The 22,008-nt window shown below is 71.2% G+C and carries 19 protein-coding genes; 12 read left to right on the top strand and 7 right to left on the bottom strand.

What is annotated here, in order from left to right; translation table 11 throughout:
- The first annotated feature begins 12 nt into the window (after window positions 1–12).
- Together IPI43_26420 and IPI43_26415 are read left to right on the top strand one after the other, a co-directional pair.
- Window positions 13–999, top strand: a complete 987-nt coding sequence (locus IPI43_26420; GenBank protein ID MBK7777613.1) for a hypothetical protein — start codon at window positions 13–15, stop codon at window positions 997–999.
- Window positions 989–2,437, top strand: a complete 1,449-nt coding sequence (locus tag IPI43_26415) for an MBOAT family protein (protein ID MBK7777612.1) — start codon at window positions 989–991, stop codon at window positions 2,435–2,437. The genes IPI43_26420 and IPI43_26415 overlap by 11 nt, the downstream gene beginning before the upstream one ends.
- A gap of 84 nt (window positions 2,438–2,521) precedes the next feature.
- Here the strand turns inward: IPI43_26415 and IPI43_26410 are convergent, their stop codons facing one another.
- Entirely contained in the window at window positions 2,522–5,014 is a 2,493-nt protein-coding gene (locus IPI43_26410) for a hypothetical protein (protein MBK7777611.1), read from the bottom strand.
- Between the two features lie 81 nt (window positions 5,015–5,095).
- Between IPI43_26410 and IPI43_26405 the strand changes: the two genes are divergently transcribed.
- Window positions 5,096–5,965, top strand: coding sequence for a DUF4010 domain-containing protein (locus tag IPI43_26405; GenBank protein MBK7777610.1), 870 nt, complete (start codon window positions 5,096–5,098; stop codon window positions 5,963–5,965).
- An 11-nt stretch (window positions 5,966–5,976) separates the two neighbouring features.
- On the opposite strand, the gene IPI43_26400 is transcribed toward IPI43_26405, so the two are convergent.
- From IPI43_26400 to IPI43_26380, 5 genes are all read right to left on the bottom strand, one after another.
- Window positions 5,977–6,870: an alpha/beta hydrolase gene (locus IPI43_26400; GenBank protein MBK7777609.1), complete on the bottom strand. Its 894-nt coding sequence runs from the start codon at window positions 6,868–6,870 to the stop codon at window positions 5,977–5,979.
- Between the two features lie 27 nt (window positions 6,871–6,897).
- Window positions 6,898–9,522, bottom strand: a complete 2,625-nt coding sequence (locus tag IPI43_26395) for a CehA/McbA family metallohydrolase (GenBank protein MBK7777608.1) — start codon at window positions 9,520–9,522, stop codon at window positions 6,898–6,900.
- Window positions 9,523–9,576: 54 nt separating this feature from the next.
- Window positions 9,577–12,288 (bottom strand): hypothetical protein, encoded by a 2,712-nt coding sequence (locus IPI43_26390; GenBank protein ID MBK7777607.1) that lies wholly within the window; start codon window positions 12,286–12,288, stop codon window positions 9,577–9,579.
- An 84-nt stretch (window positions 12,289–12,372) separates the two neighbouring features.
- The gene (locus IPI43_26385) at window positions 12,373–12,783 is read right to left on the bottom strand and encodes a DUF1330 domain-containing protein (GenBank protein MBK7777606.1); all 411 of its coding nucleotides are present in this window, start codon (window positions 12,781–12,783) and stop codon (window positions 12,373–12,375) included.
- A gap of 18 nt (window positions 12,784–12,801) precedes the next feature.
- Entirely contained in the window at window positions 12,802–13,566 is a 765-nt protein-coding gene (locus IPI43_26380) for a glutathione S-transferase N-terminal domain-containing protein (GenBank protein ID MBK7777605.1), read from the bottom strand.
- A 274-nt stretch (window positions 13,567–13,840) separates the two neighbouring features.
- On the opposite strand from IPI43_26380, the gene IPI43_26375 reads away from it, so the two are divergent.
- The 5 genes from IPI43_26375 (at window position 13,841) to IPI43_26355 (ending at window position 19,407) form a co-directional block, all read left to right on the top strand.
- Window positions 13,841–14,560 (top strand): glutaminyl-peptide cyclotransferase, encoded by a 720-nt coding sequence (locus IPI43_26375; GenBank protein MBK7777604.1) that lies wholly within the window; start codon window positions 13,841–13,843, stop codon window positions 14,558–14,560.
- 36 nt (window positions 14,561–14,596) lie between these two features.
- Entirely contained in the window at window positions 14,597–15,346 is a 750-nt protein-coding gene (locus tag IPI43_26370; GenBank protein ID MBK7777603.1) for a hypothetical protein, read from the top strand.
- 56 nt (window positions 15,347–15,402) lie between these two features.
- Window positions 15,403–16,122: a TVP38/TMEM64 family protein gene (locus tag IPI43_26365; protein ID MBK7777602.1), complete on the top strand. Its 720-nt coding sequence runs from the start codon at window positions 15,403–15,405 to the stop codon at window positions 16,120–16,122.
- A gap of 69 nt (window positions 16,123–16,191) precedes the next feature.
- The gene (locus IPI43_26360; protein MBK7777601.1) at window positions 16,192–18,540 is read left to right on the top strand and encodes a hypothetical protein; all 2,349 of its coding nucleotides are present in this window, start codon (window positions 16,192–16,194) and stop codon (window positions 18,538–18,540) included.
- A gap of 9 nt (window positions 18,541–18,549) precedes the next feature.
- On the top strand, window positions 18,550–19,407 hold the full coding sequence (locus IPI43_26355) for a hypothetical protein (protein MBK7777600.1): 858 nt from the start codon (window positions 18,550–18,552) through the stop codon (window positions 19,405–19,407).
- A 6-nt stretch (window positions 19,408–19,413) separates the two neighbouring features.
- On the opposite strand, the gene IPI43_26350 is transcribed toward IPI43_26355, so the two are convergent.
- Window positions 19,414–20,277, bottom strand: coding sequence for a site-specific DNA-methyltransferase (locus tag IPI43_26350; GenBank protein ID MBK7777599.1), 864 nt, complete (start codon window positions 20,275–20,277; stop codon window positions 19,414–19,416).
- Window positions 20,278–20,343: 66 nt separating this feature from the next.
- On the opposite strand from IPI43_26350, the gene thiS reads away from it, so the two are divergent.
- The 4 genes from thiS to IPI43_26330 all read left to right on the top strand — a co-directional run.
- On the top strand, window positions 20,344–20,544 hold the full coding sequence (gene thiS / locus IPI43_26345) for a sulfur carrier protein ThiS (protein ID MBK7777598.1): 201 nt from the start codon (window positions 20,344–20,346) through the stop codon (window positions 20,542–20,544).
- Between the two features lie 11 nt (window positions 20,545–20,555).
- Window positions 20,556–21,353: a thiazole synthase gene (locus tag IPI43_26340; GenBank protein MBK7777597.1), complete on the top strand. Its 798-nt coding sequence runs from the start codon at window positions 20,556–20,558 to the stop codon at window positions 21,351–21,353.
- 38 nt (window positions 21,354–21,391) lie between these two features.
- Window positions 21,392–21,751, top strand: coding sequence for a hypothetical protein (locus IPI43_26335; protein ID MBK7777596.1), 360 nt, complete (start codon window positions 21,392–21,394; stop codon window positions 21,749–21,751).
- 25 nt (window positions 21,752–21,776) lie between these two features.
- The coding region (locus IPI43_26330; GenBank protein MBK7777595.1) for a hypothetical protein at window positions 21,777–22,008 on the top strand (232 nt) is incomplete at its 3' end.

Below are 22,008 nucleotides of genomic sequence, written 5' to 3'. Positions count from 1 at the left end.
GTAGTACGCGCCATGGACAAGAGTCCGGAGAGCGATCCGTCGCCCCGCCGCGGCAACCTGACGCTGGTCGCGTGCGTCCTGATCGGGCTCGCGGCGTTCGTGGGGACCGACGCGCTCTGCACGCACTCTTCGGCCTTCTGGGAACTCGCCGAGGAGGGCACGAGCGGCAGCGAGGACGCCGCCCTGGTGCTGGAGGCGCACGCGCACCGGATGGCTGCGAGGCCGAGGCTCGCGGCGCTGGTGATGGGGAGCAGCGTGGCCGACTCGAACTACGCCCTGCGCACCATGGGGGACGTTCTCGGGGAGCCCCGCGAGCGCGTCGACAAGCTGTGGATGCCTGCCATGTCGGGGCTGGAGCTGGCCATGCTGGCGCCCACCATCCGGCAGCTGCGGCCGGAGCGCGTGCACGTTCCGGCGCTGCCCCTGCTGATGCTGGACGAGGTGCGCTGGGACCGCACGCGCACGTACTCCCCACGCATGGCCGCGCGCCTCTTTCCGCTGAGTGACCTGTTCGCCGACCGCAGCGAGCACGGCTCACGCACGCTTTCCGCCAGCCACATCGTGGTGCGGCGCAGGAGCGAGCTGCGCCGCGCGTTGCTGGGCTCGTATCGAGACATCACCGCGCTGCCCACGGAGCCGCCGCCCAGCATTGGGGAACAGCTGGACACCCTGCGCCGCGCGCGCGACGCCGACTTCCGCTGCGACGCCATCCACCTGCGGGCGCTCCGGCTCTTCGCCGAAGAGGTGCGTGACGCGGGAGGCACGCTCGTGCTGGCCATCGCGCCGCTGGCTCCCGGTACGGAGGCGAGCCGTGACATGGTGGCCGACAGGCTGGAGCACTGCTTGCGCGAGCTGGACCTGCCAGCCACCGAGCTCCTCACGCGTGAGACCCGCCCCGAGTTCACGCGGCACGACTTTCGCGACCTCATTCACCTGAACCGACGCGCCGCAGAGCGCTTCACGCGCTGGACCCTGGGCGAGCCCGACCATGCGCTTTGACTCCGTCGAGTTCTGGGCGTTCTTCGCGGTGGTGCTGGTGCTCCACCGGCTGCTGCCCTTCCGACGCGGCCTCTTGGTGTTGGCCAGCTACGCGTTCTATGCGTCGTGGAACCCCCCGTTCCTCTTGCTGCTGCTCTACTCGAGCGTGCTCGACTACGCGGTGGCGCTGCGCCTCGGGGCGCTGCCCGTGCCGGGTGTGACCGGGAGCGACGGGGACACGGTGGAGAGCGCGAAGGCGGTGGCTGCATTGCGGCGCAAACGCCGCGCCCTGCTCGCCGTGAGCCTGGTGGGCAACCTGGGCGTGCTCGTCTACTTCAAGTACGTGGGGTTCTTGCTGGACAACCTGGTCGCGCTGGGCGCGCTCGGTGTCGCCACGGCAGATGGCCTGCGCATCGACGTCACGCTGCCGCTCGGCATCTCGTTCTATACGTTCCAGACGCTGAGCTACACCATCGACGTGTACCGCGGCGACACCAAGCCGGTGCGCAGCTTCGGAGACTTCCTGCTCTTCGTGGCCTTCTTCCCGCAGCTCATCGCGGGGCCCATCCTGCGAGCCGCCGACTTCATCCCGCAGATCGCGCGCGCACGCCTCCCCGACCAGCGCGCCGTGCTCGAGGGCGTCGAGCTGTGCCTGGTGGGGCTGTTCCAGAAGGTGGTCATCGCCGACGGCTTCGCCAACGTCGTGGACCGCGTGTTCGCGGAGCCCGAGCACTTCTCGGGGTCGGCGCTGCTGGTCGCCTCGTTCTGCTTCAACTGCCAGATCTACTGCGACTTCGCGGGCTACTCCACCATGGCGGTCGGCCTCGCGCGCCTGCTGGGCTACGAGGTCCCCAAGAACTTCGACTTCCCGCTGCTGGCCACCAACCCCATCGAGTACCGCCGGGGCTGGCACATCACCATGGGGACGTGGTTCCGCGACTACTTCTACCAGCCGCTGGGCGGCGACCGGCGAGGCGAGTGGCGCACCGCGTTCAACTCCATGCTCACCTGGATGGCGTTCGGCCTGTGGCACGGGGCCAGCTGGACGTTCGTGCTGTGGGGCGCGCTCAACGGCCTCTTGCTGGTGGCCTACCGCTTCCTGAAACACCGTGGCTGGCTGTTCCCGAGGGGGCGCGTCTCCACCGTGTTCGGGCTGGCCAGCATGGCGCTCTTCCTCAGCCTCTCCACCATCGCGTTCCGCGCGCCGAGCGTGGACAGCGCGTTCGCCATGTACCGGCGCATCGCCACGTGGCAGGACGGCCCACTGGCCATCAGCCCGCTCTGGTTCCTCACCCTGGCGGTGCTCTATGCCGTGCACTGGCTCAACCGGCGCTTCCAGACCGAGGGCGCCCTGGCACGCGTGGGCTGGCCCGCCCGCGTGGCCTTCATCACGCTCATGGTGACGGCGCTGTCGCTGGGCGCTGGCTCCGGTGAGCCGTTCTACTACTTCCAGTTCTGAGGCCAGAAAGCGAAGAGGCCCCGAGAGGGGGCCCCTTTTCCAGGTGATGGCGCTCGGTGAGAGCGCCCGTCTACACGGTCGACGTCAGGTCGGCCCGACGCACGTGCTGCCCGAGTCGATGCGCACGCTCCCCTGAGTCCCAGCGGTCTGGGCCGTGGGCCCCGCACCGGCGGTCACCGTGACCGTGCCCGTGACCGTGGAGGTGCCCGCCGAGAGGATGGCGATGTCCTCGGTGTCGCCGCCCGTGGTGGAGCCCATCCCGCCTGCCGCCGTGAAGGCCGCCGAGACCGTGGCAGGAACGCCGAACACGATGGACCCGGGGAAGTAGCCACCGTCCCCCATCGCGCCCACGCCGCCCCGCGCGGAGATGGTGCCCGAGACGGTCGCCGTGCCGCGCGCCGTGATCAAGTACAGCCCGCCCGCGGTGCCGCCGCCGCTCTGGCTCGCGTCCCCGCCGTCCAGGGTGAAGGTGCCGGCAACCTCGATACCGGTGACAGCCGGGTCGGGGCTGCACCCCGAGTTCGCGACGATGGAGCCACCGCTGCCGGCCTGCGCGCCATCGCCACCGCTCAGGTTGATGGTGCCTTCGACGACGAAGTTCTGGAGGGGCGCGCCGCTCACGCCCACCTCATTGAAGATGTCCGGCCCGAACTCGATCCGACCACCGTTGCCGCCGCGGCCCGTGCCGCCCGTGCCGCCCGCTGCCGAGACGTTGGTGTGCACGAAGAACCCGAGGCCACCATCCGTCTCGCTCGCCTCTGGACTGAGCACGATGGAGCCCGCGTCGCCGCCCGCGTCGGTCCCATCGCCGCCGTCCATCAGCGCCGATGCATAGCCGAGGAAGCGCGTCGCGGAGCCAATGGCCCCGTGATTGGCCGTGTACACGTCTCCGCCATGTCCGCCCCCCGTGGCGCCGTCGCCGCCGAACGTGGTGACGGCACCGGTGATCTCGTAGCGCGCCACGCCCCGAGTATCTTCGAACGTGAAGCCCTGACGGAAGTTGAGGACGCCGCCTGCTCCACCCTGACCGTTGGCGGAGTTGCCGCCGCGGGTGTCGTGCGAGCCGCTGCTGGAGATTCCGCCCGAGAGAGCCGCGACGAAGTCGATTCGGCCGCCCTCGCCGCCGCTGCAGGTGGCGTCACAAGTGCCGGCCTCGCTGCCGCCGCGCGTACGCAGGTCGCCGCTGTTGCGGATCTCGAGAGGGATGCCGTAGAGGCAGTCCTCTCCGAAGTGGATGTCGCCCCCGTCGCCAGCGTCGCCATCGGCGGCGCCGCCATCGGCCGTGATGTCGGCCGAGTTGCAGATGATGCGGGTCTCGCCCTCCAGAGAGACGTTCCCGCCGTCGCCACCCGTGCCGCCCGTCGCTGCGCCGCCGCTGGTGTTGATGGTGCCGCCTGCGTACACCGCGCCATCGGCCGCGAGCCGCACGGAGCCGCCTGAGCGGCCCGAAGCGCCGGCGCTGCCGACGGTGGAGATGGCACCGAGGGCGATCAGGTCTTGGCCGGCGCTCACGGAGACGTAGCCGCTGTTCTGGTCTGCCGCCCCGCCGGTCTGCAGCGTGGACGCCGCGCCCAGGCGCACCTGGCGGCCGCCGATCTCGAGGTGCCCACGCGTGCTCGCGCTCGCCGTGGTGGTCAGCGTGCCGGCGATGTCGACATCGCGGTCGAAGAAGAGCCCCACGCCCTCCGGCGTGTACGCATTGTTGATCGGGAGCGTGACGGTCGCCCCAGCCGCGACGCTGAGGCCCGTGGCGCGGTTCGCGACCATGTCGGTGGCGTCCCAGACATAGAGCCCGGTGTCGCCCGTGCGCCCGAACACCGTGCCGTCCGGCAACGCGGCCTCGTCTGCGGCGGCCACGATGGCCACGGTGGTGGTGGCCGCGAACGCAGCCGGGACGTCGCCGAGATCGAGCGTCACGGTGGGCACCGTGCAAGTGGCGTCCACGGTGCCCGTGCTCGCGAGCATGAGGTAGCTGTTCACGAACTCGGTGTCGGCATCGTCACGCAGGCTGCCCGCGGCGCCGCCGGTGCCGCCTGTTGCGGAGCCGCCATGGGTGTCGAACACGAACGTGCCGGCGTTGCCCGTGGGAGGCGTGACCACCACCATCATGGTCCCGTTGCAGTCGAGGAAGCTGGTGTCGACCTCCTCGTCCTCCAGCACGTCATTGCCCTGAATGCCCGTGCCATCGCCGTTGTCGAGGCCGATGTCGAGGCGGCGGCCACCGGCCACGCACTCGATGCCCGGGTCGAGGTTCACGGTGCGTACCAGGACGTCGTCCTCGCCGCCCACCATGTCGGTGCCGTTGCAGACGTAGGACGTCTGCTCGACTTCGTCGTCGTCCAGATCACCGTCCAAGTTGGTGTCCGCGCCTACCTGCACACGCACGCCGCCCGTCGGACAGGTCGGGTCACCCACGCTGACGTTCGAGACGCTGGGGAGGATGGGCGGCTGTTCCACCACGTTGTCGGCGCCGTCCCCGCAGCCAACCGCAGCGAGGCAGAGCCCGAGGAGGGACGCACGGAACGTGCGCGTGGAGAACGGAACGTGATGAAAGAGAGAAAAGTGGGGGTGGCGCATGGTCGACTCCTGACCGGACAGACTAGAGGATTCCAGCGGCGCTGTCTCCCCCTTCGCCACGTTGGCGGTATATAGAGCGCCGTGAGCGTCGCCGAACCCGAGAACACCCCAACAGGGGGGGCCACCCGCGCAGACTGGCTGCTGCTGGCCGTGCTCGGTGTCGTCGTGCTGCTCACCCCCGATGTCGGGTTGGGCCCCTACCAGGCGATCAACCCGCAGAGCATCGCGCGCATCGTGCTGGTGGTGCTCGGCATCGGGGCAGCGGGGTACTACGCCCAGCGCGCGCTCGGACAGCGCCACGGGCTGCTCGTGGCGGGCTTCGTGGCGGGCTTCGTCTCGAGCTCGGCCACGATCGCTTCCATGGGGCTGCGCGCGAAGGCCGACCCCAGCGCACGCAACGCAGCCGTCGCGGGGGGGCTCGCATCCAGTGTCGCCACGGTGGTGTTCTACTCCGTCATCATCGCGGCCGTGGACAAGGCGCTCGTGGTGCGGCTGGCGCTGCCGCTCGGGCTGGCGTCACTGACCGCCCTCGCCACCACGTTCACGTTCGCCCGCGCGCGCGCCGCCGTGCAGCTGGACGTCCCCAAGGGGCGTGCCTTCCAGTGGCTCCCTGCCCTGCTGATCGGCTTGGCCAGCATGGCGCTGGCGGTGGTCGGCGCGGCGCTCAGCGAGAAGCTCGGCGGAGCCAGCATGGTAGTGGTCTCGGCCGTGGCAGGGCTGGTGGACGCGCACGCCACGTCGGCGTCGGTGGCCACGCTGCACCACAACGGGCGACTCGACTCCGAGAGCGCGATGTTGGCCGTGGTGGTCGCCCTCTCGGTCAACACCGTGACCAAGATCGTGATGGCCTCGCTCTCGCGTGATCGCGGCTACGCGCTGCGGCTCTCGGCGGGTGTCATCGCCATCGCGCTCGCGGCCTGGCTGGGCCTCGGCATCGCCATCTGGTGGTGAGCGCGCGCGGCCTAGGCGCCGCGGGAAGAGAGGGGGTAACGCGCAAAGAAGTCGAGCACGCGCGTGGCCACGCGCACGGGCTGCTCCAGCTGCAGGAAGTGGCCCGCCGACGCGATCACGTCGTCCTCGAAGTCGCCCGCGAAGTAGCGCCGCTGCCCCTGCGTGACCGACACGCCGATGCAGCCGTCGTCCTCGCCGTGAAGGTAGAGCGTGGGCACCAACAGCGGGCGCGTGAGCAGCCCCAGCACCGTGGGCAGGTCACGGAGGCGCGCACCCATGGCGCCCGACTGCGGCCGGTACCACGCGAGCGGCGCCGGCATGGACGCGTCGAAGCACGCGCGCAGCTCGGCGAAGTGCGCCTCGGGAAGCGAGTACCCCGGTGACCAGTCGCGCCACAGCTTGCGGATGAAGGCGTAGTCGTCGCGCGGGACCAGCGCGTCGGCCACGGGGACCAGCTGGAAGAACGCCATGTAGCGGCTGCGCCACAGCTGCTTCGGGTTGCCGAGACCGTTGCGCACGAACGCCTGGATGTGCGGCACGGCCATGGTGCCCGCCGCGCGGAAGCGCTCGGGGGCGCGGGCCAAGAGCACGTAGCTGACCGCGGCGCCCCAGTCGTGGCCCACCAGGTACACCGGACGCGTGGGCGAGAGCGCGTCCACCAGCGCGAGGATGCGGTCGCTCACCTCGAGGAAGTCGCCACGCTCCGGTGGCGCCGACGGGTGGTAGCCCGGCATGTAGGGCGCGACCACGCGGTAGCCCTGCTCGGCCAGGCGCAGCGCCACCGGCTCCCAGCTGTGCGGGATGTCCGGGAAGCCGTGCAGCAAGACGGCCAGCGGTGCCTCGGGGCGAGTGGTGCCCCACGTCAGGGCGTGCAGGCGCGCGGCAGGGATCTCGAGGGTGGACATGGGTTGTGCAGTGTAGCGAGAAGCGGCTCAGGGCTCGAAGAAGATGGGGTTGGTCACGCCGAAGGGCATACGCCCGGGGTGCACGGGGGTGAGGTCCGTGTCGCCCGCGGCCACGAACACCACCCACGCGGCCATGTCGCCGGTGGGGACGCTCACGTCGGCGTCGAAGCGGCTCACGGGGTTCAGTGGGTCGGCCGTGGTGGTGTCGAGCGCGATGGTCTCCACCAACACGCCGTTCACGTAGACGCGCAGGCTGTCCACGTCCACCCACTGCGGCGCCTGGACCACCACGCGCACCAGCTCGCCGGTGGCGGCGTTGGTGACCACCTCGCCGGGTCGCGCGCCGCTCGCATGCAGCGCGCTCAAGTGGACGCCTCCGTTGATGACGCTGTGCCCGCCTGCCATGGCGTCCCGCAGCGGCGCGGGCCCCATGCCGCGCAGGGTGGCGGTGTCATCGGTGCCAAGGCGCGCGCAGGTGCGCGGGTAGCCCAGCGGGATGTCGTAGACCTGGTGCGTATCCGAGGACCCCACCGCGAAGATGCGGCGGCCGCGGTTGAGGAACCCGAACCAGTCCGTCACCAGCTGCGAGTTCTCGTCGAAGCTCGAGTCGTTGAAGACCTCGATGAGGTCGAAGTCGTCGCTCCAGAACTGCGGCATGCCGGGCTGTCCGGTGGCGGAGTCGAACGCCGCCGAAGTGAAGAAGCCGAGCAGGCCGGGGACCGCGCGGGGATGGTTGGCCACCACCAACGGCGCCGCCCCCTCCACCACACGCCCGTGGATGTCGTCGAACACCTCCTGCGGCGAGCGCCCCACCCAGTCCACCGCGCCGTCGTTGTGCGCATCCTCGTCGATGGCGAGGGGGAAGACCCCGAAGTGGCCGTAGTCGAAGGTGGTCATCTCGAGCGAGACCACGCCGAAGAGGAAGTCCCCGAGGCCCATGGCCGCGATGATCGGCTCGAAGTCGGCCACCCACTCGTGGTCGGAGCGCAGCGGGATCTCCAGCCCCTCGGCGGCGGCGGCGCGCACCATGCCCTCGGCCTCGTCCTCGGCGTCGAACGACCGGTTGGTGTGGATGTGGAAGTCCCCGCAGAGCTGGCCTGCGGTGTCCACCACGTGCTCGAGGTCCGCTGTGACGACGGCGGTCGCGCCTGCGGTGACCTGCACCTCTTCGGTGTGCAGCTCGTACTCGTAGCCACGCGAGACGGTCACGCGGTAGTCGCCTGGCGGAAGCGTGTAAGTGCCGTCCGTGAGCGTCTGGAACTCCAGCACGGTGAGGCCGTGCGGCGGGAGGGACTCACCCCAGCTGGCGGGTGTCACGGGCGCGAGGGCGTCGATGGGCTCGATGGCCACACGGGCCGGCAACACGTCCGCTTCACCCGCGACGCGGGCCGCGACCGTGAGCGCGCCCATGGCCGGGAAAGTCAGCGTCACGCTGGTGGCGTCGGCGGGGAGAGCCACCGCGCCCGAGCGCCCGGGCCCGCTCACGAAAGCCTCCACCGCGTGCGCACCGGCGGGCAGGTGCACCACGGTGTTCCCGCTCGCGTCGGTGATGCCGCGCGTCACGTACTCGTCGGCGTCGTTGCTCACGTGCACGCGGGCACCCTCGAGTGGCGCGTCCGACGCGGAGCGCACCGACACGGTCACCGCGCGCAGGGTCTCGCCGCTGGTGCGAGCCATGGACTCGCGCAGCCCGTCCCAGCCGCGCTCGCCCACGTGCACGCGCGCGATCACCTCGGAGTGCACCGCGCACGCCGGCAGCTCGTAGCCGGGGGCGCGGTAGAACTGCAGGTTGCTCACCGACAGCAGCGTGTCGATGGGCCCAGCCGGCGACTCCCACGCGTAGCTGGTACCCTGGTCGTCCACGAAGCCCAGGAAGGGGAACGTGCCCGACGGAGTGTTGGCGCCCACGCCCGGCGCGTAGAGCGGCATGCGGTTGGCCTGCACGGCGAAGAGCGCGTTGCTCAACACGCTCTCGGCCTCGGTGCTCGCGTTGGCGGCGTGCACGGTGATCTCGGCCACCTCGGCGCCCGGCGCGAGCGAGTAGTCCATGGCCACCTGCCAGTCGGTGTGGTCGCCGCGCAGGAACAGCTCGAACAGTTCGGGCAGCGCCCCGAACGCGCGCATGGTGCCCACCACGCGCACCACGGCGGTCTGCCCGCGGCCGCCGCGGCGCAGCACGGTCACGCTCTCTGGGTCGAGCACGAACATGCCCATGCTGGGCACCAGCTCACCAAAGTCGGCCACGTCCACCAGCGCGCCATCGCGCATGCGCCCGAGCCCCACCAGCATGCCGCCCGTCTCGACGAAGTGGTCCGACGGCCGCGCGTCCTCGATGATGAGCCCCACGTGCTCGTTGGCCAGCACGAAGTCACCCGCCTGATAGGTGTTCAGCCCACGCGGGTCGGGCGGAACGGCGTCGGCGGGCAGGCGCCCTGCGCGGGCCTCGTTGGGGCGGGAGCCCAGCGGCTCGGTGTGACCCTCGTCGCCCACCGCGAAGGTGACCGGCCCCTCGCACGGGTTGCCTTCGGCGATGGGCAGCGGGCCCGGGCCGTCACCGCCGCAACCTGCAAATGATGTGGCTGCCAACGTGGCGAGCGAGAGCAAGACGAGGCCGCGCGTCCCGCGAGCCCAGGCGGAGAAGAGGTGCACCATGCGCGGGATGCTATCAGCTTCTCGTGCCCCGACAGGGGCCTCGCGCCCTAGCGCTCAGTTCGGGAGCAACCACGGCTCGATGAGCACGCCCTCGGGCGGCGCGACCATCGCCGCGGCCGGGCTGCCCGGGCCCTCGCCCGCCGCGATGAAGCCGGCTGGGATGTTGCCGAACACGCGGCGTGGTGGCTGGTGCGGCTGGCGGCGGCGGTCGTTCTCGAGGGTGACGGTGCCCCGGAACGCGAGCGCGCCCAGCCCCATGGGGCCGATGCCCGCGTCGCTGTGACAGCTCAGGCAGAACGCGTTGGCCGACGAGTCGGGGCGCGGGACGCCAGCGCGCAGCGGCCCCTCGGGGAAGAGGATGGTCTGCCGCACCGAGGTGGTCCCCGCCGGGATGTTGGCCAGCGTGGCGGTGTTGTCCGCGCGGTAGTCGTGGAAGCAGGCGTAGCGCGTACCCGCTGCACCACCCGCCACGGCGGCCACCTCGGCGTGCGCCCACTCGGGGTAGAGCGCGGCCTGGCTCCCCAGCGCATCACCGTTCAGCGCCACCAGCGAGCCGCCCGCGTGGTTGCACGCCACCTCCGGATCCACGGCGTGAGCGAGGACCTTCAGGTCGTCGACCCAGCCGCGCACACCCGCGTCGCGAAGCCCGCGCCGACGGTCGGGACCGCGCCCCACGATGAGCTCGCCCGCCACCACGTCGAAGAAGCGCTGCGTGGCCTCGTAGCGGTCGAGCGGGAAGCCATTCACCAGGAGCGTCAGCTCGCGATGCTCACGCCGCACGTGCCAGCCGAGGTGCACCCAGCCCGACTCGCTCGGCGGCAGCGCCACCTCGTGCAACACGCGCTCGTTGAGCACGTACTGGACCATCTGCCGGTCCACCAGGCGCACCGCGGTGCCATCGGGGAAGGTGATGAGCGCGCGCGTCGCGCCCTCGGTGGTGCGCGGGTCGATGAAGAGGCCCACGTACCAGTCGCCCTCGATGGGCGTCTCTTGGGCCGGCGCGGTGTAGACGATGCGGTTGTCGCCATCGAGCCAGAAGCCACGCCCGTAGAACCCACCCAGGGCCACCGGCTCGGTTCGTCCGGTGCCCGCCTCGACCAGGCCGAAGCTCGGCACGGCGAACCCCAGGCTGGTGGCCGCATTCTGGATGTGCACGTCCTCGTCCACCGTGTGGTCCAACCGGTACTGCCGCTGGTTGCTCACGCCCAGGTTGATGCCGATGGTGCGGTGCTGGCCGTTCCAGTGCACGGGCACGCCCGTGGAGCGCCCCTGGTAGTCCAGCAGCTGCGTGACCGACGCCTGCATACTGGACACGATGTAGGCGCGCGGGTCGAGGAAGTCGTCGAACACCACCTCGTCCGTGGCCACGCCCGTGTTCATGATCCACACCACGTCGCGCGGCGTGATGGGGCGCAGCGCCGGCACGTGGTTCAGTAGGTGCTGCAGCGAGTCGAGGATGTTCTCGTTGGCCGGGTGCCCAGGCGCGCCGGAGCCATAGCCACGCCCGGAGCCGAAGCGCACGGAGACGGGGTCGCCCGAGGGATCACGGTAGAGGTCCACCAGGTAGTGGGTGTCGGGGCGCATCCCCACGGACCAGTCCACGTTGTTGATGCGCGAGTCGAGGTGCACGAGCTTGCCGTGCGTCCACAAGCCCGCCACCAAGAAGCCGCGGTCGAAGTCCATCGCGTAGTCGTACTGCTCGCAACCGTCCACCACACAGCGGCGCGGATAGTCTTCGTGCGACTGCTCTGTGATGAAGCCGGGCACGCCCGTCATGAACACGTTCGAGCCCTCGCGGTCCACCCACGGGTAGCTGCCGCCCATGTCCTCGCCGTCGCCCACCAGCCGCCCCTCGCTGTCACGGAACGGGTAGGCCGCGAGCCCGTAGACCCTCATGTTCGGGTCGAAGGGCGCGTGGCTGATAGGGTGGAAGTTCGTCCACGCCGTGATGTCACACGGCTCCGCCTCATCTGGGAGCACCGAGTACATCAGATCGTAGGAGCGCACGATCTCCTCGCCCGTGTTCGGGTTGGTCCAGTAGCGCGCAGCGCCGCCCAGGCGGCCGGTCAGCAGGCGGCCATCGATGGTGACGGCCACCTCGGCCAGCTCGGGCGAGAGCGGGATTTCGGCCCCGGGCACCGACGTGCCCAGCTCCACGCGCACGATGTTGGCGTCCACGGTCTTGGGCGAGGCCACCTCCACCGTGACGGGCGTTCCCCACATCTGCACCGCGCGGAACGACTCGGAGATGGAGCTGATGACCGTGATGTCGTAGCAGTCGTTGGCCAGGTTGGTGCCGCACGCGTACGGGTTGGGGCGCTCACCCTCGACGGCGAACTCCTGCGTGGGGTCGCAGATGGTGTGGTGGCCCACGCGCAGCAGGTTGGGCTCGGCCGCGGGCGGCAGCACCACCTGGAAAGGTGTGACGTCCGCCAAGAGCTGGGCGCCCGCTGGGCCGGTGAGGATGGGCTCCGCCACGCCCTCGGGCACGAACAACGAGAACGACAGCGTGGACGGCCCGCCTTGCACGCGCAGCGCCACGCGCCCGTCCATGGTGGTGCGCAGCCCCGGGACGAACGGAGCGTTCCACTCGTTGTCGTCGTTGACCATGGCCACGTCGCGCAGGATGGCGGGCGGCTCCGGCGCGCGGTCGTAGGCCCGTGGTGCGGGGCCGCCGAGCGGCTGGCCCGGTGAGGAGGAGCAGCTCGACACCGCCATGAGTGACGACAGCGAGAGCACGAGAGGGAGCTTGCGGAACGGGGTCATGAGCGCTGTCGAGGAGACAGGGGGACCTTCAGGATACACCCTGAACGGGCCCATGACCGCTTGCGCGGGGCTCGAGCGGCCTCGTCAGCCACCGCGCTGCGTGCACACCAGGCGCGCGTCTTCGAGAGCCGCCGTGCGGTGCACGGACTGCGCCTGGTAGTCCGGCGCCATCACCATCTGCAGGAACGCACCCACGCTCGGGTACGCCACGAGGAGGATCTCGTCCCACTGCTCGTCGGGAGGCGCGATGGGGTGCGCAAGCGCGCTTCCGTGGAAGACCACCTCAGCCCCGGCTGCGGCCACCGCTCCGAGGGCGTGGGCCGTGTAGCGCGCATAGGCTTCGCGACCGGTGCACGGCGCGTGGGGGCTGCCCGGCGGGTACGCTGCCTCCGGGCGGAAGCGCAGCAGGTTGAGCATGACGATGGGCACGCCGGCTGGCACGGTGCGGCTGAGCGCCCGGAAGCTCTCGGGGGTGGGGTCGATGACGCGGGTCATGGCCCAACGATACACCGCTCACAACGCGTAGGTGCGGTCCAGGTACTCGAGGATGGCACGCGACTCGTAGAGCGCGGCGCCGGTGTTGGGGTCGAGCAGGTACGGCACCTGGATCTGCCCGCCGCGCGCCATGAGCTGCTCACGCTTGCCACCGGGCACGGGCGCGTAGGGCTTGCCGAACGTGAGCGTCTTGCCCGCGGGCCCGATGTCGGCGCGCTGCTCCTTGCCCAGGTTCCGCAGGGAGTAGGCGAGCTCGAGCTCGGTGAGGCGCTCGCGCACCAGCCGGCTGAAGGGGCTGGACTCGAAGCTGTAGAGCTCGAGGTCTTGCTCTGCCGCACGCGACGGCGTGGCCCGCAAGCCGCGCCCCCTCCGGATGCGCGTGGCCAGCTTGGACGTGGTGGACCCGAGCCGGTAGCGCAGCGGGACGCCCGGCTCCACAGGCCGGTAGGTGGCGAAGAGGTGCCGCAGGATGCCGTCCTTGCCGGCCACCACCACGGAGGCGGCCCGGTCTTCCAGCAGCGGCACGCGCGCGCCGTTGCCACCCAGCGCGGTGAGCGCCGCGCGATGGCGCGCCCCGCCCTCGGGCACGGGCACGATGCGCAGATCCACGTCCAGTTCGGTGAGCGCTTCACGCACCAACCGGCACTCGGGGTCACCCTCGGCGTCGAACAGCGTGAGCGCGCCGGGCGGCACACGCAGGCGCCCCAGCACCATGGACCCGTACCACTGCCTCACGCTGGAGGCGGCGATGGAGAGCTTCACGGCGTCGGCATGTCGTCCCATGCGCGCTGGGATACCACGAGCCGGAGCGCGCCACGCTGCTATTCTCCCGGCCGTGAGCACCCCGCCGCCACCCACGCCTGCGCCTCCCGCACCCCCCACGAGCCCCTCGCCCAAGGGCGTCGTGTGGCTCGCCGCCGGTGCCATCCTGCTGGTGCTCCTGGTGCTGGCCTGGCGCATCCGCACCGAAGAGGGCGAAGCCGTGGCGCAGGGCCACGTGGTCCATGTTTCGCCGCCGGAAGAGGTCACCACCCCGCCCACGCCGCGCGACAGCACCATCCCGGCCCCGGAGCAGCTGCGCGTGCGCGTGTTGCGAAGGCTCCCCCATGACCCCGAGGCGTTCACCCAGGGCCTCGAGGTGCACCCTGACGGCCGCGTGTTCGAGAGCACCGGGCTCAACGGCCGCTCGTCGCTGCGCGAGGTGGTGCTGGACAGTGGCGTGGTCACGCGCCGGCGCGAGGTGGACGCGCAGTACTTCGCCGAGGGCCTCACCATCGTGGACGACCGGCTCATCCAGCTCACCTGGCAGGACGGCGTGGCCTTCGAGTACGACCTCGCCACGTTCGAGCCGCGCCGCCAGCTGGCGTACACGGGCGAGGGCTGGGGCCTGTGCCTCGACACCCAGGACAACCGCCTGATCATGAGCGACGGCTCGGCCACGCTGACCTTCCGCGACCCCGAGAGCTTCGCGCCCACCGGCAGCGTGCGCGTCACGCGTGAGGGCCGGGCCCAACGCATGCTCAACGAGCTCGAGTGCGTGGATGGCGTGGTCTACGCCAACGTCTGGCAGACCGACGAGCTGGTGCGCATCGACCCGGAGACGGGCCACGTCACCGCGGTGGTCAACGCGCGCGGCCTGCTGACGCGGGAGGACTCGCTCGGCGCCGACGTGCTGAACGGCATCGCGTACTTGCCCGAGACGCAGCACTTCCTCATCACGGGCAAGCAGTGGCCGGCCATGTTCGAGGTGGTCTTCGAGCCGGCCTCCGGGAACTGAGGGAATACGCGCGGCGCGGTTTCCGTACTCCGATCCGTGCGTGGGCACCTCATCTTGCTGTGCGTCTGTGCGGCGCTCACCTGGCTCGGCAGCCCGGAGGGCCGGGGGGCGGCGTCCCTCGAGCAGGACTTCGCCCCGTTCGAGCGCTGGCGCACGGGGCGTCCCGAGCTGCGTGTCGCCCCCTTCGCCGAGTGGTTCGGGCGGCCGTCGGCGCCGCTGACCCTCCACACGGGCTGCGCCGAGAGCGTGGCCCAGCGCGCGGACTTCGTGCGCCACATCCGGCACGCCCCCACGCCTGCACCGCAGCTGGTGGAGCTCCGGCCGCTCTACGGCCGCGTGCGCTTCGACAAGACCAGCGAGGACGCGCCGTTCATCGTGGCCTGCGCGCTGGCGGAGCGGCTGCCTGCCATCGCCGCCGTGTTCGAGCGCCACGGGGTGACCGAGGTGGTGGTGAACAGCGCCTACCGGAAGGACCCGGACGTGAGCTATCACGCCATGGGGCTGGCGCTCGACATCCAGCGCCTGCACTTCGCGGACGGGCGCGTGCTGCCCATCCTCGGCAACTTCCCGGTGCAAGCGGGACGCGAGACGTGCGGGGCGCTCCCGCCGCTGGCGCAGGACTCGGCACGGCGCCGCGATCAGGTCGCGCTCCTGTCCATCGCCTGCGATCTCGCGCGGGACGTGGACGCCGGCCTCTCCACCCTGCTCACCCCCAACTACCCCGGGCACGCGGACCACTTCCACGTGGACGTGCGTCCCGGCGAGCGCCGGGTGTACCTGCGCTAGCGCCCGACGAAATGGGGCTGCAACGCCGCGCGAATTCGTGCGACGAAGGACTCCCGATGCCCGAATCGTCCGAAGCGCTCGAGGATGGACCCCTGCCGCCGAGGCGCACGCTCACGGTCGTGCGCACCAGCCTCGTCCTGCTCGCCGCCGTGGGCATCGCCGTAGCCTACCGCGCAGGCGTGTTCGCCGAGCTCTCGAACCCCGCCGAGCTGGCGCGCGACATCGCCACCATGGGGGTGGCCGGCTACGTGGTGTTCGTGGTCGCCTTCGCGCTGCTGCAGCCCTTCGGCGCGCCCGGGACGGTGTTCGTCATCGCGGCACCGCTGATCTGGCCTTGGAAGACCGCCTTCGCGCTGTCCATGACCGGCACCATGGCGGCCAGCGTGATCGGCTTCTCCTTCGCGCGCTTCGTCGCGCGAGACTGGGTCTCGGCCCGCATCCCCGCGAACCTGCGCAAGTACGACGAGGCGCTCGCCCGAAACGCGTTCCGCACGGTGTTCTTCCTGCGCATGGTGCTGTGGATGCCACAGGCGCTGCACGCGTTCCTGGGCATCTCCAAGGTGCGCTTCAGCACGCACTTCTGGGGCTCGCTGCTGGGCTACGCGCCGCCGCTGTTCCTCATGAGCTACATGGGCTCCGAGATGTTCGACCTGAACGGCGGCATCCGCCCGGGCGCGTGGCCGGTGCTGGGCGCCATGCTGGCGGTGTCGGTGGTGCTGGTGCTCGGGCTGCGCTGGCACCAGCGGCGAACGGGCGCGAAAGCGAGCGCGGGTTGAGCGCACGTTCAGTGACTTCGCCGGAAGTGGCCGCGGCCTGCCCGCGCCTGATAGCCTGATTGGCTCTCTATGCGCCCGCTCCGCACCACGTCGTCGCCCTCCTCGGCCCGCGCCTCGCTGGCCTGCCTGACCTTCGCCCTGCTCGCCACGGCCCAAACAGGCTGCGGTGGGCGCACGGGGCTCTCGCCCGACCCCGACGAGTCGCGCTCGGACGGGGGCCTGCAGGACCAGTCCATCTCGCTGGACGGCGACGTGCCGCCGGACGGCGGGCCGGAGGACCTGGGCACGCCGGACATGGACGTGGTCTTGCCCGGGACCATCCGCTGCCGCGCGGACATGCTGGTGGTGGCACCGCGCCGCCCGGTGCAGCTCGAAGCGCAGCACGGCGAGGGGCTCGAAGACGTGATCGGCGGCTGGAGCGTGGTGGAGAGCACCAGCATCGTGCCGCCGGAGCTGACGCCCCCAGAAGGGCTGCTGGCCACGCTGCTGCCCGCGGAGACCGGGCGCTATAGCGTGCGCTACGAGGTCACGAGCCCCACCGGCGAGCTGCTCAGCTGCACGCTGGTGATCAACGCGCAGCCCGTCCCGCCCGTGGCGCAGTGCCCCATGAGCCCGCTGACGGTGCGGGTGAACACGCCGCTCATGGTGACCGGCACGGCCACCGACGACGACGGGCTCTCGACGCTCGCGTGGAGCCTGACCAGCGCGCCGATGGGGGCACAGGTGCAGCTGGTGAACGGCGACGCCGGGGTGGCGGAGTTCACGTCCAACGCGTCGGGCGTCCACCGTCTGACGTTCACGGCCACCGACACGGACGGCGCGCGCGGGACCTGCACGCTGGACGTGCGCGTGATGACGCCGCCCACCGTGACCTGCCCGGACAGCCCGGTGCAGGGCATCTCGCAGCAGCCGGTGACGCTCACGGCGGCCGCCATCGACGAGCGCAGCGTGGTGACGCGCGGCTGGTCCGTGGTGTCGCAGCCGCCGATGGCGAACGTGAGCCCCATGCCGGCGAACGGGAACGGCACCACCATCCTGCCGCCACGCCAGGGCGAGTACGTCCTGCGCTACAGCGCCACCGACGACGACGGGCTCACCAGCAGCTGCGACGTGCTCGTGGACGTGGCGAACGCGCCCCCGATGGTCGTGTGCCCGGAGGCCACGCGAGGCATCATCGACCGTCCGCTGATGCTCACCGGCAGCGCCACGGACGACGAGGGCATCGCGAGCGTGATGTGGAGCGTGACGCAGCGGCCGGCCGGCGCCGTGACCAGCCTCTCGCCGGCCAACGCGCTGGCCACCAGCCTGCTCTCCGACACGGTAGGGCCCCACACGCTCACCCTCACGGTGGCCGACGCCGACGGGGCGAGCGCCTCGTGCACCGTGGACGTGCTGATGACGGCCGGACCGCGCGTGACCTGCCCCGCGAGCCCGGTGGCGGCGGAGACCCGCAGCCCCGTGACGCTGAACGCCACGGCCACGGATGACGGGCGCGTGGTCCGCACCGCATGGCAGGTGCTGAGCACACCCATGAGCAGCACCGTGGCCCCAGGCCCCTACCCTGGGCTGTCGGTCACGTTCACGCCGGATCGCGTGGGCCCCTACGTGCTCGAGTTCGAAGCCATCGACGACGACGGGCTCTCTGGCACGTGCCAGGTGACCGTGGAGGCCGCCCCGTCGGCGCCCGTGCTGACGTGCCCGGCGGTGGTGACCGTGCGACCGCTGCGGCCGGCCGTGGTGACGGCCACCCTGGTGGCCTCGGACGCGCCGCTGACCACCATCTCGTGGACGCAGGGCGCGTACCCGGATGGCTCCACCGCCGGCGGGCCGAGCCCTAGCAACCAGCTCGGCACACAGATCACCCCCGACATCGTGGGCGAGTATCCGCTGCGGCTCGACGTGGAAGACGGCAACGGCTTCACCGCCGGCTGTGACGTGCTGGTGCGCGCGGTGTCCGACGAGGGCCTGCGCGTGGAGGTCTTCTGGGACACGGCCGGCACCGACATGGACGTGCACGTGATGGACCCGGCGGGCACGCGCTGGTTCACGCCGCTCGACTGCCACTACGCCAACTGCCGCAGCTCCCTGCCGTGGGGCGGCCCCGGCACCGAGGACAACCCGCGCCTCGACCTCGACGACGTGAACGGCTTCGGGCCCGAGAACATCAACATCCAGGAGCCCGTGCCGGGCACCTACCGCGTGGCCATCGACGCCTTCCGCGGTCGCGGCAACGTGAGCGTCCGCATCTACTGCGGCGGGACCGTCACGGTCCCGGTGGCCGAGTTCGGGCCCTCGCTGCTGGCCGCCACGGGCTTCATGTGGCGCGTCGCGGACGTGACCGTTCGCGGTCCGGGCGACTGCACCATCACGCCGGTGGGCATGCCCGTGATGGAAGACATGACCACGGCCCCGCGCTAGCCTCGGCGCATGGAGTCCACGCCACCGAAGTCCCATCTGGGCCCCATCGCCGGCGTGCTGGCCATGCTGGCGCTCGGTGGTGTGCGGGTGATGGACGACTGTGGGCGTGCTGGCGTGCGCCTGGGACGCAGCGCGGACGAAGTCGCCGGGGCGGGCGGGCAGTTCGGGCGCTCGGCCGACGAGCTCCCTGGCGGCACGGGCTTCGCTGGGCGTTCGGCGGACGAGCTCCCTGGCGGCGCAGGCTTTGCGCCGGGCATGGACCCGCTGGCTGCGGGGCGCTGGGCCGACGACCTGCCACACGCGTCCACCACGGAGCCCAACGACGTGCTCGAGGCCGTGGTGGAAGGGAGCGTCGAAGTGGGCCTCGAGGTCATGGACGTGCCCCTCGACGGCGTGGACGAAGGCGACGACGCGGAGGCTGAGGCGGACGAGTACGCCCCAGGCGGCGCGCGGCCCGTGGCGCTCACGGTGGCCTGTCCGGCCCGCATCGACCTCGGCGCCGAGCCCGAGCGCTGGCAGCGCTTCGTGGACACCGGCTTCGGCGCGGCGTGCGCCCCCAACCTCGTGTTCGGCCGCGCGGTGCCGGGCTCCCCCGACACGCTCGTGTGGGGCGCCGCGCAGCGCAGCGTGCAGCAGCTCGCGACCGACTGCTGGAGCGCCGGCAGCACCTGCATCATCGTGGCCTGCGACGACGACTGTGCGGAGCCCGTCGCCGCCATCCGGCACAGCGTGCGCGACATGGAAGCGGGGCTCGAGCACTACACCACCGTGCTGACCAGCGCCGTCCTCGCGCTCGACCCGAAGCCCCGCGTCGTGGCCGTGGTGCGCGGCGATCGCGCCCCGCAGATGCAGATGGTCGTTCGCTAGCGCGAGCTAGCGCGCGGGCCCCAAGCGCTGCTCCATGACGGCCACGGCCTCGGGGTTCTGGTCGATGAGCACATAGCCCCGCCCGTTCCGCGCCGCCGCCTCGCCGGTGGTGCCGCTGCCGGCGAAGAAGTCGAGCACCACATCGCCCGGCGCGCTGTGCACCTTGATGAAGCGCTCGAGCACGCCGAGCGGCTTCTGCGTGGGGTAGCCCGTGCGCTCCTTGCCTCCCGGCGGGACGATGGTGTGCCACCACACGTCGGTCGGGGTCTTGCCGCGCGCGGCCTTCTCGGGCCCCACCAGCCCAGGTGCCATGTAGGGGATGCGGTCCATGGCCTCGAAGTCGAAGACGTAGTTTGCCGGGTCGAGCGCGTACCAGAGGATGGTGTCGTGCTTGGCGCTCCAGCGAGACTTGCTGCGCCCGCCGTAGTCGTAGGCCCAGATGATCTCGTTCATGAAGGCGTCGCGCCCCAGCAGCTGGTCGAGCGCCACCTTCACGTAGTGGGCCTCGCGGTAGTCGAGGTGCACGAACAGCGACGCGTCCGGCGTGAGGCAAGGGAGCGCGGCCTCGATGCGCGGCATCAGGAACCCGAGGTAGTCGTCGAAGGCGTCCTCGTAGACGCGCTTCTCACGCGTGGCGGCGAGGCGGTAGCGGCGCCCCGCGAAGCCCGCGTTGCCCTCGTCGTCCTGCACGGCCTTCACGGTGGTGTGCGCCTGCCGCTTGCCCGTGTTGAAGGGCGGGTCGATGTACGCGAGGCGCGCCACCCCACGAGGCAGCGTGGGGAGCACGGCGAGGTTGTCGCCCAGCAGGATCTGCCGCGTGAGCGACGGGTCGAGGGGGAGCGGGGGCGGGGGGACGGGACGGCGGGGCATGACGTTCTCTCACTGCGTGCGCGCTGCGGGCGCACGGTCTACCATGAGCGCCCCATGACGATGATGATGAAGGTCACCGTGAACGGCGAGGCGCGCGAGCTGGCCCCCGGCAGCACCGTGCGCGCCCTGCTGGAGGCGCTGGGTCTCGGCGACACCCTGGTGGCCGTGGAGCGCAACCGAGAGATCATCCCGCGCGCACAGCACGCGATCGCCACCCTGAACGAAGGCGACACGCTCGAGGTGGTGCACTTCGTGGGCGGCGGCTGAAGGAACTCCCCATGAGCAACACGCAAGAAGACGATCTCCTCCGCCTCGGCAGCTTCACCTTCCGCTCGCGCCTCCTGACCGGCACGGGCAAGTATCCCGACCACGAGACGGCGCGCGCCGCCATGGCCGCTTCGCAGTGCGAAGTGGTCACCGTGGCCGTGCGGCGCGTGGACCTCAGGGTGCGCGGCGAGGGCAGCGTGTTCCAGCTTCTGAAAGAGGGCGGCTACACCATCTTGCCCAACACGGCGGGCTGCTACACGGCCGAAGACGCCGTCCGCACGGCGCGCCTCGCCCGCGAGATGCTGGACACCCCGCTGGTGAAGCTCGAGGTCATCGGTGACGAGCGCACGCTCTTCCCCGACGTGCCGGCCACGCTCGAGGCGGCTGCCATCCTGGTGAAGGAGGGCTTCACGGTGCTGCCCTACTTCAACGACGACCCCGTCTCGGCGCGGCGCCTCGAAGACATGGGCTGCGCAGCGGTCATGCCGCTCGCGGCGCCCATCGGCAGCGGCCTCGGCATCCGCAACCCGTACAACATCGAGATCATCGTGAAGCACGCAGGCGTGCCGGTGATCGTGGACGCTGGGGTGGGCACGGCATCGGACGCGGCCCTGGCCATGGAGCTGGGCATCGACGGCGTGCTCATGAATTCGGCCATCGCGGGGGCCAAGAACCCGGTGCTCATGGCGTCGGCCATGCGCAAAGCCGTGGAGGCCGGCAGAGAGGCCTTCCTTTCTGGCCGGATTCCGAGGAAACTCTACGCCACCGCCTCGAGCCCCCTCGAGGGCGTCATTGGCTCGGACCATTGAGCGCGTAGCCACGCGCCCGCTCGAAACCTGGATCTACCGTGAAACTGCTGATCGCCTCTCTGTTTGCGCTCGTCATGGGGAGCGCGCCCTTCCAGTGTGCCGCGGACCCCGATCCGGAGCGGCGCATGCAGGACAGCCCGTCCGAGGCGCTCTTCGAGCTGAGCGAGCGGTTCCAGGCCGAGGGCAACGAGGCGGCGCGCCGCACCACGCTCGAGACCATCGTGGACCGCTACCCGAGCTCACGGGAAGCCGCCATCGCCACGGACATCCTGGCGGGGCGCGAGCCTGCGCCCGAGGCTGAGACGGCTGGCGAGGCCGGCGGCGAAGGCAGCAGCCAGGCACCCGCTTCGGGCGAGACCCGCTCGGCGGAGGCCAACGGCGCGCCCACGAGTGGCTGAAGCGGGAGCGCGCGGTCCGCTCTCCATGCGGGCCCTGCCGCGGGTCATGCTCATCACCGACGCGGATCTCGCGGACCCGGTCACGCCCCTGCTCTGGGCGCTGGCAGGTGTGGACCCGGCGGAGGTTCTGGTGCAGGTGCGCCTCAAGAGCTGGGCGCCCGCCGCGCGCCGGGAGGCCGCCGAGCGCTTGGCTCGCACCGGTGCGCCGCTGGTGATCAACAGCGACCTCCCGCTGGCCCGCGCGCTAGGAGCCGGGG

Source organism: Sandaracinaceae bacterium (assembly GCA_016706685.1).
Taxonomy (GTDB): domain Bacteria; phylum Myxococcota_A; class Polyangia; order Polyangiales; family Houyiibacteriaceae; genus JADJJE01.
The sequence above is the reverse complement of the archived record's forward strand: the minus strand, read 5'-3'. Positions and strand labels throughout refer to the sequence as shown.

What these genes read in the sequence shown, in the direction of transcription:
- IPI43_26420 (MBK7777613.1), top strand. Translation starts at nt 13, where the DNA reads ATGGACAAGAGTCCGGAGAGCGATCCGTCGCCCCGCCGCGGCAACCTG.
- IPI43_26415 (MBK7777612.1), top strand. Translation starts at nt 989, where the DNA reads ATGCGCTTTGACTCCGTCGAGTTCTGGGCGTTCTTCGCGGTGGTGCTG.
- IPI43_26410 (MBK7777611.1), bottom strand. Translation starts at nt 5,014, where the DNA reads ATGCGCCACCCCCACTTTTCTCTCTTTCATCACGTTCCGTTCTCCACG.
- IPI43_26400 (MBK7777609.1), bottom strand. Translation starts at nt 6,870, where the DNA reads ATGTCCACCCTCGAGATCCCTGCCGCGCGCCTGCACGCCCTGACGTGG.
- IPI43_26395 (MBK7777608.1), bottom strand. Translation starts at nt 9,522, where the DNA reads ATGGTGCACCTCTTCTCCGCCTGGGCTCGCGGGACGCGCGGCCTCGTC.
- IPI43_26390 (MBK7777607.1), bottom strand. Translation starts at nt 12,288, where the DNA reads ATGACCCCGTTCCGCAAGCTCCCTCTCGTGCTCTCGCTGTCGTCACTC.
- IPI43_26385 (MBK7777606.1), bottom strand. Translation starts at nt 12,783, where the DNA reads ATGACCCGCGTCATCGACCCCACCCCCGAGAGCTTCCGGGCGCTCAGC.
- IPI43_26380 (MBK7777605.1), bottom strand. Translation starts at nt 13,566, where the DNA reads ATGGGACGACATGCCGACGCCGTGAAGCTCTCCATCGCCGCCTCCAGC.
- IPI43_26365 (MBK7777602.1), top strand. Translation starts at nt 15,403, where the DNA reads ATGCCCGAATCGTCCGAAGCGCTCGAGGATGGACCCCTGCCGCCGAGG.
- IPI43_26360 (MBK7777601.1), top strand. Translation starts at nt 16,192, where the DNA reads ATGCGCCCGCTCCGCACCACGTCGTCGCCCTCCTCGGCCCGCGCCTCG.
- IPI43_26355 (MBK7777600.1), top strand. Translation starts at nt 18,550, where the DNA reads ATGGAGTCCACGCCACCGAAGTCCCATCTGGGCCCCATCGCCGGCGTG.
- IPI43_26350 (MBK7777599.1), bottom strand. Translation starts at nt 20,277, where the DNA reads ATGCCCCGCCGTCCCGTCCCCCCGCCCCCGCTCCCCCTCGACCCGTCG.
- thiS (MBK7777598.1), top strand. Translation starts at nt 20,344, where the DNA reads ATGAAGGTCACCGTGAACGGCGAGGCGCGCGAGCTGGCCCCCGGCAGC.
- IPI43_26340 (MBK7777597.1), top strand. Translation starts at nt 20,556, where the DNA reads ATGAGCAACACGCAAGAAGACGATCTCCTCCGCCTCGGCAGCTTCACC.